Genomic DNA, 13,042 nt, shown 5'->3' with positions numbered 1-13,042 from the left:
ATGACGGCTTTGACCTCTGACATGGGCTCGTTATCGTCCGAGGTCAAACGCCGGAAGAGCTTCGTGGAGGACTGCTTATGCGCCGCGCCGCAAAGGTTTTTATCGTCATCGCCGCCTTCGTGGTGGCGCTGCTGCTGCTCGGCCCGCGGGAGCCTGCGGGCGGTGAGATCACCTTCGCGGCCTCGCAGGTGGGTGCGGATGTGGACGGCTACCTCGCCGCGCGCGAGGCGGTGTTCGGCGACATCGTGGAAGGGGCCGAGAAGCGGGTGATCTGGGCCGGTGCGCCGGGCGCGCGGACGCCGCTCTCCATCGTCTACCTCCACGGTTTCTCCGCCACGTCCGAGGAGATCCGGCCGGTGCCCGACAACGTGGCCGCGGCGCTGGGCGCGAACCTTTACTATGCGCGGCTTGCCGGTCACGGGCGGGGCGGCGACGCGCTGGCCGAGGCAACGGTGGCTGACTGGCTCAACGACTATGCCGAGGCGGTGGAGATCGGCGCGCGGCTCGGCGAGCGGGTGCTGGTGCTCGCCACGTCCACAGGGGCGACCGTGGCGATGCAGGGGCATTTCGAGGACGAGATCGATGACGACGCGGTGGCGGGCTTCGCAATGGTCTCGCCCAATTTCGGGCTCGCCAACCCGCTGGGCGGGCTGCTGACCTTGCCCTTCGCGCGGCAATGGGTGCCGGTCGTGGCGGGCGAGGAGCGCAGCTTCGCGACGAAGAACGAGGCCCATGCGCGCTACTGGACCGCGACCTATCCGACGGTGGCGGTGCTGCCGATGGCGGCCTCCGTGCAGGCGACGGTGCAGCTCGCCTACGAGGATGCGGACGTGCCGGCGCTCTTCGTGTTCTCGGACGCCGACCAGGTGGTCGATGCGGCACGGACGCGGGCGGTCGCGGCGGACTGGGGCGCGGCGGTGACGATCGTGAACCCGGAGCCGGGGGAGGGCGACGATCCCTTCGCCCACGTGATCGCGGGGGATATCATGTCGCCGGGCCTGACGGACGAGGTGACGGCCGCCGTGGTGCAGTGGGCGGGAGGTTTGTGAGCTAGGTTTGAAGCACTGAGGGCCGCGGCCGACCTGGGGCGCGCGGCTCGACGCGACAGACTTGCGAGAGGGTGCTTGGACAGACCTCGCGATCTTGGAGATGAGGGCGGCGCCCGACCCTGGGTGGGCGCTTCACGACCTCTCTGCTGCATGCCCGGCCCGCAAAGTGACCACGGTTTCGCCTGCGCGCTCCGTCGCAATGCGCCCTCCCGGGGGGAGGGTCGGGCGCCGCCCGGCGGTGCCGCCGGGCGAGACAGGCTCTCAGAGCATGACCCCGACCACGACCATTCCGAGGCCCATCGCCGCCACGCAGACGGAGGCGAGGTTGATCGCGATCAGCGCGCGCAGGCGCGGCTGCGCCTCCTCCGGCGTCAGCCCCTCGCGCTTCACACGCGCGGCCTCGCGGATGCAGTAGCCGAGGCCGCCCAAGCCCAGGATGGTGGTGATGGTGCCCAGGATGATGAGCCAGGTCATGCGTCGCCTCCGCCAGATTGCCGCCCCGCCTAGCCGCAGTGCCGCGCCCGCGCAACCCCGCTGGACGCCGCCGGGGCGCGCCGATATGGTCCCGCCCGATTTCCCTTCAGCGTAACGAGGAGCGCGCACGCCCATGGACGTGACCGATATCGAAGACGACGGCCCCACCTCGCAGTACCGCATCACCGTGGGCGAGCTGCGCTCCTTCGTGGAGCGCTACGAGCGGCTCGAAGAGGAGAAGAAGGCCATCGCCGACCAGCAGAAGGAGGTCATGGCCGAGGCGAAGGGGCGCGGCTACGACGTGAAGGCGCTGCGCAAGCTGATCGCCCTGCGCAAGAAGGACCCGCAGGAGATCAGTGAGGAGGAGGCGGTCCTCCAGCTCTACCGCGAAGCGCTCGACATGTGAGGGGGCCTGCGCCACCGAATCGTGGCGCACCTTCCGGCCATCCCCTAGCCTTGAGGCAACAGGCGCAAAGCCTGGCGATCGACACGGGGGTATGGATGCTCAAGTTTCTCGGCCGTGCGCTGCTCGTCCTCATCGTTCTTCTTGTCATAGCGGTGGGGGCGTTCTGGTTCGCGCTGCCGACCGAGCGTATCGGCCGCGTGGCCTCCGACCGGCTGGAGGCCGCGACCGGGCGGACGCTGACGCTGTCCGGTGATTTCTCCCCCACGATCTGGCCGCGGCTCGGCGTCGCGACCGGGCCGCTCTCGATCAGCAATGCCGACTGGGCCGAGGCGCCGGAGATGGTGACGGCCGAGGCTGCTGCCGTCGCCGTCAACCTGCGCGCCCTGATCGGCGGGCAGATCGAGGTGGAGACGCTGCGGCTGGAACAACCGGTGATCCGGCTCGAGGTGGCCGAGGATGGTCGCCGGAACTGGGACCTCGCGCCGACCACGACGGCGGAGCCGGCGGAGACGACCGAAGCAGCACCTGCGCCCGAGACTGGCGGTGAGGAAGCTGCCGGTGGCCCGGCCCTCACCCGTCTCGCGGCCGAGATCGTCGACGGCACCGTGATCTACGACGACCGCGCGACAGGGCAGGCGGCGTCGGCCGAGGAGATCAACCTCACCCTCGCCTATGTCGAGGATCCGGGCAGCGCCACCCTGAGCGGCGGCGCCACGATCAACGGCATCCCCGCGACGGTCGACCTGACGGCGGAGAGCGCGGGGCCGCTCTCCGCCCTCGGCGCGCTAGATCTGGTCGCGGTGATCGACAGCGAGCTTGGCGGCGTCAGCTTCGATGGCGAAGTGGCCGATGCGGCGTCCGTGGCCGGCGACTTCACGCTGAGCGTGCCCGATCCGGCAGGAGCCATGTCCCGCCTCGCGCTACCGCCGCTGCCCGACGCCGCGGGCGCGATCTCCGACGTGGCGCTGGATGGCAGCGTCGCCTATGGCGCCGACGGTCTGGCGCTGGAGACGGTGGGCCGCGTCACCCGCGATGCCGTACCGATGACCCTCGCCGCGAACGTCTCGGGCGCGGCCGACTGGCAGGAGAGCGGCAGCCTCGCGGCCGAGATCAACCTCGATGCGGCCGACCACGTCGCACTGGCCTTCGACGGCACGGTCGCCACGGCCGGGCAGGTGGCCGGGCGCACCAACATCTCCACCCCCGACCTGCCGCGGCTGCTCGAATGGGCCACCGGAACACCTGCCGAGCTGCCGCCCGGCGCCGCGGGTGCGATGACGCTGGCGACGGATCTGGCGGCGTCGGCGCAGAACGTGTCGCTCGACGCGCTGGACCTGTCCCTGCCGGGGCTGGATGCGACCGGGCGCCTCGGCGTCGGGCTGGCCGGGCCGCGGCCGCGGATCACCGGCGCGCTCGACACCGGGCCGCTGAACCTCGACACCTTCCTCGGCACGCCCGCGGCGGAGGCGGGCGGTGGCTCCGGCGGTGGAGGCGGCGGCGGTGGATCGGGCGAGAGTGCGCCCACGCCGATCCCGTGGGAGCTTCTGCGCCTCGCCGATGCCGACATCGCGCTCAACGCCGCCTCCTTCGAGCGCGCGCCGATCTCCCTCGGCCCGACCGCGCTGCGGCTGACGGTGGACAACGGCGTCGCCCGCCTCGACATCACGGAGACGAGCGGTTTCGGCGGGCTGCTGGCCGCCACCATCGACGCCAATGCCGCGACCGAGCGGCTCGACATCACCGCCCGCCTGCGCTCGATCCGGCTGGAGCAGGTGCTCTCCGCCTTCGCGGACAACGATCGGCTGGAGGGGGCGGGCGCGCTGACCTTCGACCTCGGCGGCAATGGGGCAACGCTTGACGACATCCTCGCGACGCTCAGCGGCGAGATCGCGGCGGACCTCGCCGACGGCGCGCTAAGGGGCATCAACATCGCCGAGATCGCCCGCAATATCACCGGCGGCGCGACGGGCGAGGCGGCGCGGACCGACTTCACCGAGGCGCGCCTTTCCTTCGACGTGACGAACGGCGTGCTGCAGGCCGAGGAGCTCTTCGCCCTCGGCCCGCTCGTGCGGCTGGAGGGCGGTGGCACGATCTCCCTGCCGGGCCAGCGGCTGGATCTGCGGCTGCGGCCCCGGATCGTGGGCGACCTGACGGGGCAGGGCGGCGATCTCGCCGCGAGCGGGATCACCCTGCCGGTGGAGGTGAGCGGACCGTGGAGCAATATCAGCTTCCGCCCGGACCTCTCTCAACTCGAGGAACTGACCCGCCAGCAGGCCGAAGACGCGGCCCGCCAGGCCGCCGACGAGCTGCGACAAGGCCTGACCGAGGGCGATCCGGATGAGGCGCTCGACCGCGCCGTCGACAGCATCACCGATGGGCTGCAACAGGAAGGCGGTGGCCTCGACCAGCTCCGCGGCCTCTTCGGCCGCTGACGCTTGCACTCGCCCCCCGAAACCGGCTATCGGAAGGCGATGCCCCTATAGCTCAGCTGGTAGAGCAACTGATTTGTAATCAGTGGGTCGGGAGTTCGAGTCTCTCTGGGGGCACCATTTTGCATTTTTGGATGTCGAAGTTAGCTAACACCTTGAATGGTAAGGTAGTTTTTGGTGTTCTAAACCCGTTTTCGCGGTCGTAGCGTAACTCCTCGCAAAACGCCGGTCGAAGCACTGCTTTCCGGACCTCGAATCCGCCGTTCTTCCAGATCGTCCAAGGGCTTGAGAGCATCCGCATCGAGAGTTCGAACATCTCGTCGAAGGTGTGCTTCGGCGCTGCGATATTGGCCGATTTTTCGGCGAGGACGCGCTTGTGGCGCTCCAGCTCCGCGATGCGCTGTTCATAGGCTTCGAGCACGCGCGGCTGGGTGGCCTGCAGGACGCGCTCGACGAGGCCGGAGATGGTCTTCTCGGTCTCGGCGATCTGGGCCTTGAAGGAGGCGGCCCTTTCGCTCATCTGGCTGGCGCGCAGGTCCCAGGCCTGGCGGAACAGGGTCCCGGCGACCTTGGCGAGCGTCCGGTTGGGCTGGATCTTGACGAGGACGCCTTCGAAGCGCTCCTCGATCTCCTGGCGCGGGATGCTCTTGCCGTAGAGCGCGCATCCCTTCTCGCGGCAGAGATAATAGGGATAGGTCTTCGTCTTGCCCGTCGACCAGCCAGCGGTCAGCAGCGTGTTGCAGCACGCGCAGCGGACGGCGCCGCGCAGGATGAAGTCCTGGGCGACGTCCTTGCGGGCCGGTGCGTAGGTGCCCTCCTTCAGGCGCGCCTGAATACGCTCGTATGTCTCCAGGCTGATCAGGGGCGTGTGCACGCCCTTGCGGGGCGCGATGTTCCAGGAGGGCGCATTGACGTAGCCCGCATAGACGATCTTGCCGAGGAGCCGGACGATGGTCTGGGGGCGCAGGCCGCCGCCGGGCAGATCCGCCGGGAAGTCGGGATGGTCTTCGAGGTAGCGCTTGAGTTCGGCCTGGCTGCGGAAGCGGCCGGAGGCGAAGCCCTCCAGCCCTGCGCGGACGGCGGCAGCCGGGGCCGGATCGATGACGAGCTTCTTGCCGCCATTGTCCGGTGCGTAGCGGTAGCCGACGGGCGCGCGGAACACCCAGTAGCCCTTCTCGACCCGCGCCTTCATCTTCTGGATGACCTGGCGGGCGTTCTGCTCGCGCTCCAGCTGGCCCTGGGCGGCGATGATGGTCTCGATGAACTTGCCTTCGGGCGTGTCCTCGAAAGTGAAGTTCGGGCATTCGACGGTGGCGCCGCGCTGGGCGAGTTCGCGGCGCAGCCGCATGTGGAACTCGGTATCGCGAGCCAGCCTTTTAGGGTCGTCGAAGATGACGGCGTAGTTCCGCTCCCGCTGGGCATCGAGATAGGCGAACATGGCCGCCATGCCGGGCCGCTTCATGAAGTCGCCGCCGCCGGTGATGTCGTCGGGGAAGACGGCCTCGACCTCGTAGCCCCGGTCTTCGGCATATTTGCGGCAGAGATGTTCCTGGCTGTCGAGGCCTGCGCCTTCCAGCCGTTGCCTGGGCGATGAGACCCGACAATAGATCAGGGCGCGGGGGCGATCCCGCGCCTGTATGGATGTATCACTCATTCGTTTTTCCTTTCGTTGAACTCCGATTTTACCAAACTCTCAGAGGCCTTTGGGTGCTCAGCATCGCGTTCGGCGATCTGTCCACAGCTTTGTTGGATCGGGTGCAGTCCGAAGCCCATATCGACGAAGGCGGTGACGATGTTCGCCACGATGGCCAGCAGTTCGAGCTTCTGCTCGTCGGGCGCGTCCATGTCGTCGAGCAGGTGGAGGCAGGCCTGCAGATCGATCTCGGCGCTGGGCTTGCCTGCGGCGCTGTTGGCGACCGCCGCCATGAACACCCGCGCGAGATCGCCTTCCCCCTTGATACCACCATCCATCACCTCGGCCTCCTTTCGGTTGACGCAGTTGTGCCTGTCCCCCGGCGGTGAGACCGGAGGGGGCCTTGTTCGGATTTGCCTTGGATGGATCTGGCGATGCTGCCAGTTGAGGCAGGTTGGCCAATCCCGGATCATTTTTGTGGTTATTGCGGCGCACAGTAATCTGAGCGCGCTTTTTGTTCCGATCCTTCTCCTTTATTTTAACATCCATGGGTTGCATTATGCAAATTACCTCTCCTGACCTTGGTCCTGGCCGCGCGCGCGGCGGCGCGGGGCCTGCGCCAGTCCAAAGTCTTCCCGGCCCTTGAAGGCGCGCGCCTGCAAGCGGCGGTGCAGCGCCGCGATGCGGGACTGGTGCTGCTGCCGGGTGGCGCGGTCGGCATCGTCGCGGAGGCCGGGATCGTCGATGCGATAGGCGGGTGCCGGGGTCTCCGGGTGCTGGGCGGCGAGCCAGGCCAGGCTCTCGCGGGTCTTGATGCCGGCCTGGGCGACCTGGTCCGGATCGGGTTTGCCCTCGCGGACCCAGTCGGCCTTGGGATCGGCCGACTGGGTGAAGGTCTGGGTGATTGTGCGATCCGTCATCCAGTCCGGCTTCTTGTCCGGCATGCTCAGCGCTCCCGGTCTTCGTCGCGGCGGCGGGTGCGGCTGCCGTCCCGCGCAGGCTGTTGCTCGGCCTGATCGCGCTGCTGGTCCTGGCGGCGGGTGCGCAAGGCATCATGCGCGCGGCCTGCCAGGTGCTGGAGGCCGAGCAGATCCTTGGCTCCGAAGCTGCCCGTCTCGTGGAAGGCCCCGTCCTGGTCGCGGTAGGTGCGGCTGAAGGTGACCTTGTGCTGTGGGCCGTGGGGACCGGGGTTCTCCCAGACGCTGGCGCGCAGGGCGCCCTCGCGCAGATGCTCCACGGGCTGCTTCTTGCGATCATCGGACATGGTGGTCTCCTTTGCTTGCTGATGGTCTCTCGGGTTGGCGGGTTACGGCGCGGGCGCGAAGCCCTCGACATGGCGGAAGGGGCGGAGGCCGCCCGCATATTGCGGGAGGTGCTGGAGGCGATCCGGCAGCGGGGCCTCGACGATCCGGCGGCGGCGCATGCCCCAGCGGGTGGCGATGCGCACGGTGCCGAGATCCTGGTCCTCGTTCGGGTTGGGGAAGAACCGCCCGGCGAAGCGCGCCTGGGTGAAGTAAGGGCGCTTTCCGGCGAGGAAGGGCCGCAGGCGGTAGCCGCGGGCCTGCACCAGCATCCGGTCGGCGGGCAGGCTCAGCAGCTCCTCGGGCTCCATCAGGGCCTTGCGCATCAGCGTGCGGTGATTGGCCTCGTAATCGAGCTGCCAGAGCTTCGGTCCGATCTCCAGCGGGTCCGCGCCTTCGAGCACCAGCCGGCGGCGCAGCTCCTGGGCCTGGGCCCGTGCGCGGGTCTGGGTGAGCGGATCGGCCATGGCGAGGGTGCGGTGGCCCAGCGTCTCGGAGCGGGCCCGGGCGGTCTCATAGTCGCGGATGCCGCCGCCGAGATCGAGCATCAGGGCGGCATTGGCCTCCAGCGTCGCCTTGCCGGTGGGGCCGAGATTGCGGGCGATCTGGCCATCGTCCTGGTAGAACAGCCAGGGCACGATCCCGGCGGCGCGGTCCACGGCCACCATCTTGGCCAGTTCCTCGAAGCGGCCCATGCGGGCGGCCTCATCGATCAGGAGATGGACGGGCGGCGCATCGGGCCGGGCCTTCTTGGCGGTGCGGATCGCGGAGATGAAGGCGCGGACCATCGGAGCCAGCACCTCCAGCAGCTCGTCAGGCAAGATCAGGGAGACGATGACCGGGCCGGGCTCCGGATCGGCGATCACCGAGAGCGGAGCATCGGCGAGGCTGTCATCGACCAGCGTGGCCTGCAGGTTGGGATCGGCCATGAAGGCGAGGCTGTTGGTCAGGCCCGCCATGACGGACTCGAAGGTGCGGGCCGCATCGTCATACATCGCCCGCATCTCGGCGCAGGTGGCGAGCACATCGGGCGGCAGGCGGTCGCTGGCCTGTTCCGGAATGCGCAGGAAGGCGTTGAAGTCGGCGCGGGCCAGCAGCATCAGGCTGTAGAGCGCGGTGAAGGAAGTGCTGCCCTGCAGGGCCACGTCCATGCGGGTGATGGCATCGCCGAAGCGGCGGCCGGTCTGGTCGAAGAAGCGCCCGTCCCCGCCACTGTCGGGCAGGAGGGCGCGCCAGAAGCGCTGGCTGTCGGGGACCAGCATCGCGGAGCCCGGCGTCAGGTGGGAGAGCAGCGAGACGCGCTGGTTGGGAAGATCGGTCACGCCGTAAGGATCGATGGAATAGAACGGGATCCCGGCCAGGGCGCAGTGCGGCTCGATGATCCGGCTGATCTCGCCGTTCTTGAAGTCGAGGACGACGAAGCGTGCCTCGGGGGCGCCGAGGATCGCGGGTAGTAAGATTTGACTACTTTTTCCGCTGCCCGATCCGCCTGTCACACGCGCCCCACCGCCATTCCAGTGGCGCAGGAACTGGCGTCCGAGATGCCCGAACTCCGGGCCGCGCGATCCGAACAACCCGGCAGCGCGGATCTCGGCAGCGGTGGCGAAGCGGGCCGAACCATAGGCGTGCTGATCGAAGGTCATGGGAAGCTCCGTCCTGGAAACGACACCGCCGGGCGCTGCGCGAGCGCCCGGCGGAGGGTCCGTCAGCCGAAGATCGCGGCGATGACGATGCCGACGCCGACCAGGACGCAGACACCCAGAATGTTCTGGATCGCCTCCTTCACCTTGTCGCCGAAGGTCTTCACCGTGCGGTAGCGGTGCAGTTCTCCGATCTTCTCTTTCTCAGTACGCGGCATGATTTACTCCTTTCTGCCGTTGGGGGTTACATGAGGCGGCTGGCGAGATAGACGCCTGCCGCCGTGACCGCGAAAAGGACGCTGGCCCGCGCTGCGAAAAACACGAACGGATAGCAAAGAAGCGTCCAGGCGATCTCGAAAAGGTCCACGATTTCGGGCGGGTAGCTCATGGCCGCAACCACGGTGATGTAGTCCACGGTGTGTTTGGCCATTAAACCGCCGAGCAGCAGGGCGATCATCGCGGCCACAATGGTCGTGAACCGACCCCGCATATCGCGACCTGGTCCGGGCGGTCCGCCCCGGTGATTGGGGTTGTGGTGATGACGCATGCGCATCTCCTTCTCTTCGTTGTGGATCAGTGACCGCAGAGGCCCGATCCCTTGAGAGGAGATTAAGTCGCTGAAATTCATTATAATACTCGCAAAGGAAGCGAAGTACAGTCCAACTCATCCAAGAACTGTCTGAGTTTATGCGAGGGGGTTACGATGAGTTTGAAGTTCACGAAGGCAAATCTCGTTCTGCTCATCATGGTTGTTTATCAGCGTCGAAGCGATGGAATGGTTTTGGACGACCTATTGACGGAGCTAAAAACCGCGCACCCAAGCAGCCGCAACAGATATGAGCAGATCCCCCCTGTCCGAGCGACGTGGTTCAGTTATTTCAAGGATATCGAAGCCGCCTATCCGAACGGCATCGACCTCGATGAGATCGCAGTCGAAGCGGAAAAGTTCACAGGGGCTTATCCGGCGTTGGCAACGAAGTTCTTCCGGAAGTTCTCCAAACGCACGTTCGAGGCATTCCACAGCTTCCTGATCGACCGCGATTTTCTCGGCCAGAGATCCCTGGCGCAGACTTTGGGAAGCTTGCCCGGAAGCCTCTACTTCTCACTGATCGACTTTCTGGATGCGCAGTCGAATATGGATGAGGACCACACCAGCCTTCCGGGTGTCTATTAAAGTGTACAGGCCGTCCATTCTGGATCCAGGTCAGGTCCTGATCAGCGCCGCGCGCATCACATCAAGGCGCGATGGTTGGCTTCATTACGAAGAGAGGCTGCACTTCCACGCAGATTTCGGCTGGCGGCCTTGTCCTTCCCCCCTAGAACTGGGCCATTACATTGGCCGCGAGAGGGGGATTGGGCATGGCGAGGAAGCGACATTCAGACGAAGACATCTTGAAGCTGCTGCGTGAGATCGAGCTGAAGCTGACGGCGGGCGATGACGTGGCCACTGCATGCCGCGGCGTCGGGATCAGCGACGCGACATACTACAACTGGCGGAAACGGTTTGGCGGGATGGGCCGGTCGCAGCTGTCGGAGATGAAGAGTTTGGAGAAAGAGAACGCCCGACTGAAGAAGATCGTCGCCGAGCTCGAACTGGACAAGCTCATACTCAAGGAAAGCCTGAACCACCTAAAGCCCAGGGCCTGACCACAGAGGAGCTTCGTCAGGCCGTCCTTCACACACGCCAGAAGCTTGCCACGTCTGAGCGGCGGACCTGCCGGGTGATTGGCCTGGCGCGGAGCTCCCTGCAATATCAGCCAACACAGAGAGACGATGATGCGCTACGGTTGGCTCTGATCCGGTTGGCGAAGCAGTACGGGCGATATGGCTACCGCAAGATCACGGAGCTGCTTCACATGGAAGGCTGGCGGGTCAATCACAAGAAGGTCGAGCGGCTCTGGCGTGAGGAAGGATTGCAGCTTCCGCAGCGGCACAAAAAGCGCAAGCGGCTCTACCACAAGGGCAGCTCGATCATCCGGCTTCGGCCCACGCACCCGAACCATGTTTGGGCAATAGACTTCGTGCATGACAAGCTCAGCAATGGGCGCAGTTACAAGATGCTGACGGTTCTCGACGAGTTCACGCGGCAGGCCTTGGCTGTTGTGGTCCGCACCAAGATGGGTGCCGACGAAGTTCTCGAAGCACTCTATCCGCTCCTGCTGCGCCACGGTTCCCCGGAGTATATCCGGTCCGATAACGGACCCGAGTTCGCAGCAGAGGCGATGCAGGGCTGGCTTCGGCGTGTTGGGATCAAGCCCATCCGCATCTACCCAGGATCACCCTGGGAGAACGGATACAACGAGCGCTTCAATGGGACATTACGGCGAGAGGTTCTCAATGCGGAGTGGTTCACGACGACCAAGCAAGCTCAGATCGTCATCAATCACTGGCTCAGGCAGTACAATCACACCTGCCCGCATCAGGCACTCAACATGCGCCCACCCGTTCCTGAAACAATATTAGAGAAACCCCTGATCAGTGGCCCAGACACAGGGGGCTAGACATCTGGAGGGGTGTATCCTGAGCAAGCGGGAGCGGCTTTTTCTGCTCACGAAGGACGAGGATACGGGCGCGATGCGCTCATCGATCCTGCAGATCTCGATGCGGGATGGGCTGGGCAATGGTGTTCGCTTCGCACGCCTGATGGCTGGATCGTACCTCGCCGACACGCTGGGCCAACTGGGCGGGCTGTTCTCAGCCAACGTCGTGATGATGCGGGATGACGACCTGGCTAAACTGGAGCGCTATCCCGTCCGGCGATGGAAGATCGGGCTGATGAAGGATTTTGGCATCCATTCGCCGTCAAAAGTGCGGCATGGGATTCTGAGGAAACTCAATATAAATAATGTCAATTGATTTCATTGAATTCCAGTATAGCTTTTTGGTAGCGAGTTGCGAATAGAATATTCGCACGTGGGTTTCTTGACCTCTCGCTCCTAAGGATAATTCGTGATTAAGGCATCTACGGCATCGCCACATAAGTGAACTGTGCTCGGGAGGCTTCTCCACGATTTGACTGGAAATACCTATTCCATCAGATACCGGATTTCCCAGGCGTGCACATCGATCACGTCATATTATGGTGGATCTTCCCCCGTTGCCTCGGATGTACACCAAAGTGTGACACATCAAATTATTCGTAAATTTATATTGTCAACCTCAGGTTGTGCGTGATCAATTATAACACGCGCCCGTGCAAGTAGCCTATGCTCATCAATCGTGTCCAACTGACATCTGCATCTCCGGCGGTTTAGCGGACTGCTAACCTCGATACTCCGGGATTGTGAATGCTGATCTTGAAAAGGTATGCCACTCAAGTGGTTCTTTTTCGGGTGTACTTCTGCGCCTGCCATTGGAGGCTCAAAATGAGGCGAACATTCTTTTGGCCAGATCTCACGCTCCGAAGTGTTTTTTCCTTATTTTTCCCGATAGTATTAGTGTTCGTGATTATGCTGCTTGGTTCATATTGTCTAGCGACCCGCTTTATCCAAGCAGACGCAGCTATTCATGTTCTAATTACATTGTTGGCAGTGCCAGTCTATCGCGATGCGTTAGCGTCGGCGATTGAGTTGCACAAGAGAAGAAAAAAATAGAATGTTTAAAGCACCAGTAGCACTAACAATATTGCTCCATGCTGCTCCGCTCTACGGGCAGTCATTGGATGATATCGAAAAAGATATAGAATACTCGTACTATCTGATCAGTGGCTCAACAGTTTCGGAAATTCGAGAGCAGTTAAACTCGAAAGGCCCGGATGGCGCTTGGGGTAAGACATATTGGACTGTTCACTGGTTCACTGACAACTCGGATTGCTCCGTCAGAGTACAGGCTCACATAATACTGCCTCAACTTTTCTCGAGCAGTGGCTTGAGCGATGGAGACAGAGCTACGGTCGAAGCGGTGCTTCGAGCTCTTGAAGTGCATGAAAATCACCATCTTCAAATGGGCATTTTTGCTGCAGAAGAGATTCAAAGATACGGATGTTCAGATGCAGCAGAGATAATAGATTATTGGATCGAGAAGAATAACGAATTCGATCGAAACACCCTGAATGGAAGGTCAGAGGGTGTAGAACTGCGCTAATCAATCAATCTCAAAGTTGTATCTCTG

At 64.1% G+C, this 13,042-nt stretch carries 15 protein-coding genes and 1 tRNA gene; 8 read left to right on the top strand and 8 right to left on the bottom strand.

The features are described 5' to 3' along the window. Window positions 1-77 precede the first annotated feature (77 nt). Complete coding sequence (locus tag I0K15_RS02555; protein ID WP_196103889.1) at window positions 78-1,049, top strand: alpha/beta hydrolase; 972 nt, start codon at window positions 78-80, stop codon at window positions 1,047-1,049. A gap of 261 nt (window positions 1,050-1,310) precedes the next feature. Here I0K15_RS02555 and I0K15_RS02550 read toward each other — a convergent pair whose 3' ends face one another. Further along, window positions 1,311-1,523, bottom strand: coding sequence for a hypothetical protein (locus I0K15_RS02550; RefSeq protein WP_196103888.1), 213 nt, complete (start codon window positions 1,521-1,523; stop codon window positions 1,311-1,313). Window positions 1,524-1,656: 133 nt separating this feature from the next. Here I0K15_RS02550 and I0K15_RS02545 point away from each other — a divergent pair, with 133 nt between their 5' ends. The 3 genes from I0K15_RS02545 to I0K15_RS02535 all read left to right on the top strand — a co-directional run bounded on the left by I0K15_RS02545 (window position 1,657) and on the right by I0K15_RS02535 (window position 4,478). Beyond that, window positions 1,657-1,929, top strand: a complete 273-nt coding sequence (locus I0K15_RS02545) for a DUF2312 domain-containing protein (protein ID WP_196103887.1) — start codon at window positions 1,657-1,659, stop codon at window positions 1,927-1,929. A 95-nt stretch (window positions 1,930-2,024) separates the two neighbouring features. Next, window positions 2,025-4,361, top strand: coding sequence for an AsmA family protein (locus I0K15_RS02540; protein ID WP_196103886.1), 2,337 nt, complete (start codon window positions 2,025-2,027; stop codon window positions 4,359-4,361). A gap of 41 nt (window positions 4,362-4,402) precedes the next feature. Continuing rightward, window positions 4,403-4,478: transfer RNA gene (locus I0K15_RS02535), tRNA-Thr, on the top strand. Here I0K15_RS02535 and I0K15_RS21245 read toward each other — a convergent pair. From I0K15_RS21245 to I0K15_RS20940, 7 genes are all read right to left on the bottom strand, one after another. Beyond that, window positions 4,441-6,012, bottom strand: a complete 1,572-nt coding sequence (locus tag I0K15_RS21245) for a recombinase family protein (RefSeq protein ID WP_196105339.1) — start codon at window positions 6,010-6,012, stop codon at window positions 4,441-4,443. The two genes, I0K15_RS02535 and I0K15_RS21245, sit on opposite strands and share 38 nt — an antisense overlap. Continuing rightward, a complete protein-coding gene (locus I0K15_RS02525) occupies window positions 6,009-6,329 on the bottom strand; it encodes a hypothetical protein (protein WP_196103885.1) in 321 nt (106 codons plus the stop codon). Before I0K15_RS02525 ends, I0K15_RS21245 begins: the two co-directional genes overlap by 4 nt. 228 nt (window positions 6,330-6,557) lie before the next feature. Next, on the bottom strand, window positions 6,558-6,935 hold the full coding sequence (locus I0K15_RS02520) for a hypothetical protein (protein ID WP_196103884.1): 378 nt from the start codon (window positions 6,933-6,935) through the stop codon (window positions 6,558-6,560). A gap of 2 nt (window positions 6,936-6,937) precedes the next feature. After that, window positions 6,938-7,255, bottom strand: coding sequence for a hypothetical protein (locus I0K15_RS02515; RefSeq protein WP_196103883.1), 318 nt, complete (start codon window positions 7,253-7,255; stop codon window positions 6,938-6,940). A 42-nt stretch (window positions 7,256-7,297) separates the two neighbouring features. Beyond that, a complete protein-coding gene (locus tag I0K15_RS02510; protein WP_196103882.1) occupies window positions 7,298-8,935 on the bottom strand; it encodes a type IV secretory system conjugative DNA transfer family protein in 1,638 nt (545 codons plus the stop codon). Window positions 8,936-8,997: 62 nt separating this feature from the next. Further along, window positions 8,998-9,150 (bottom strand): hypothetical protein, encoded by a 153-nt coding sequence (locus I0K15_RS02505; protein ID WP_196103881.1) that lies wholly within the window; start codon window positions 9,148-9,150, stop codon window positions 8,998-9,000. 26 nt (window positions 9,151-9,176) lie between these two features. Beyond that, window positions 9,177-9,560 (bottom strand): hypothetical protein, encoded by a 384-nt coding sequence (locus tag I0K15_RS20940; RefSeq protein WP_230374247.1) that lies wholly within the window; start codon window positions 9,558-9,560, stop codon window positions 9,177-9,179. 75 nt (window positions 9,561-9,635) lie between these two features. Between I0K15_RS20940 and I0K15_RS02495 the strand changes: the two genes are divergently transcribed. The 4 genes from I0K15_RS02495 (at window position 9,636) to I0K15_RS02475 (ending at window position 13,015) form a co-directional block, all read left to right on the top strand. After that, on the top strand, window positions 9,636-10,106 hold the full coding sequence (locus I0K15_RS02495; RefSeq protein ID WP_196103879.1) for a hypothetical protein: 471 nt from the start codon (window positions 9,636-9,638) through the stop codon (window positions 10,104-10,106). Between the two features lie 185 nt (window positions 10,107-10,291). After that, a protein-coding gene (locus I0K15_RS02485; RefSeq protein WP_422394002.1) for an IS3 family transposase occupies window positions 10,292-11,433 on the top strand; the annotation gives its coding sequence in 2 pieces (ribosomal slippage) (window positions 10,292-10,552 and window positions 10,555-11,433; 1,140 coding nt in all). Window positions 11,434-11,506: 73 nt separating this feature from the next. Next, window positions 11,507-11,788, top strand: coding sequence for a hypothetical protein (locus I0K15_RS02480; RefSeq protein ID WP_196103878.1), 282 nt, complete (start codon window positions 11,507-11,509; stop codon window positions 11,786-11,788). Between the two features lie 738 nt (window positions 11,789-12,526). Continuing rightward, window positions 12,527-13,015, top strand: coding sequence for a DUF922 domain-containing protein (locus tag I0K15_RS02475; RefSeq protein WP_196103877.1), 489 nt, complete (start codon window positions 12,527-12,529; stop codon window positions 13,013-13,015). The last annotated feature ends 27 nt before the right edge of the window (window positions 13,016-13,042 follow it).

The sequence above is a fragment of the Pontivivens ytuae genome (assembly GCF_015679265.1).
Classification (GTDB): domain Bacteria; phylum Pseudomonadota; class Alphaproteobacteria; order Rhodobacterales; family Rhodobacteraceae; genus Pontivivens; species Pontivivens ytuae.
Note: the sequence above shows the minus strand (reverse complement) of the source record. Positions and strands in the feature narration are given on the sequence as shown.

Bases quoted from the DNA above. Each gene is read 5' to 3' on its own strand.
- I0K15_RS02555 (WP_196103889.1), top strand. From the start codon at position 78: ATGCGCCGCGCCGCAAAGGTTTTTATCGTCATCGCCGCCTTCGTGGTG.
- I0K15_RS02550 (WP_196103888.1), bottom strand. From the start codon at position 1,523: ATGACCTGGCTCATCATCCTGGGCACCATCACCACCATCCTGGGCTTG.
- I0K15_RS02545 (WP_196103887.1), top strand. From the start codon at position 1,657: ATGGACGTGACCGATATCGAAGACGACGGCCCCACCTCGCAGTACCGC.
- I0K15_RS02540 (WP_196103886.1), top strand. From the start codon at position 2,025: ATGCTCAAGTTTCTCGGCCGTGCGCTGCTCGTCCTCATCGTTCTTCTT.
- I0K15_RS21245 (WP_196105339.1), bottom strand. From the start codon at position 6,012: ATGAGTGATACATCCATACAGGCGCGGGATCGCCCCCGCGCCCTGATC.
- I0K15_RS02525 (WP_196103885.1), bottom strand. From the start codon at position 6,329: ATGGATGGTGGTATCAAGGGGGAAGGCGATCTCGCGCGGGTGTTCATG.
- I0K15_RS02520 (WP_196103884.1), bottom strand. From the start codon at position 6,935: ATGCCGGACAAGAAGCCGGACTGGATGACGGATCGCACAATCACCCAG.
- I0K15_RS02515 (WP_196103883.1), bottom strand. From the start codon at position 7,255: ATGTCCGATGATCGCAAGAAGCAGCCCGTGGAGCATCTGCGCGAGGGC.
- I0K15_RS02510 (WP_196103882.1), bottom strand. From the start codon at position 8,935: ATGACCTTCGATCAGCACGCCTATGGTTCGGCCCGCTTCGCCACCGCT.
- I0K15_RS02505 (WP_196103881.1), bottom strand. From the start codon at position 9,150: ATGCCGCGTACTGAGAAAGAGAAGATCGGAGAACTGCACCGCTACCGC.
- I0K15_RS20940 (WP_230374247.1), bottom strand. From the start codon at position 9,560: ATGAATTTCAGCGACTTAATCTCCTCTCAAGGGATCGGGCCTCTGCGG.
- I0K15_RS02495 (WP_196103879.1), top strand. From the start codon at position 9,636: ATGAGTTTGAAGTTCACGAAGGCAAATCTCGTTCTGCTCATCATGGTT.
- I0K15_RS02480 (WP_196103878.1), top strand. From the start codon at position 11,507: ATGCGCTCATCGATCCTGCAGATCTCGATGCGGGATGGGCTGGGCAAT.
- I0K15_RS02475 (WP_196103877.1), top strand. From the start codon at position 12,527: ATGTTTAAAGCACCAGTAGCACTAACAATATTGCTCCATGCTGCTCCG.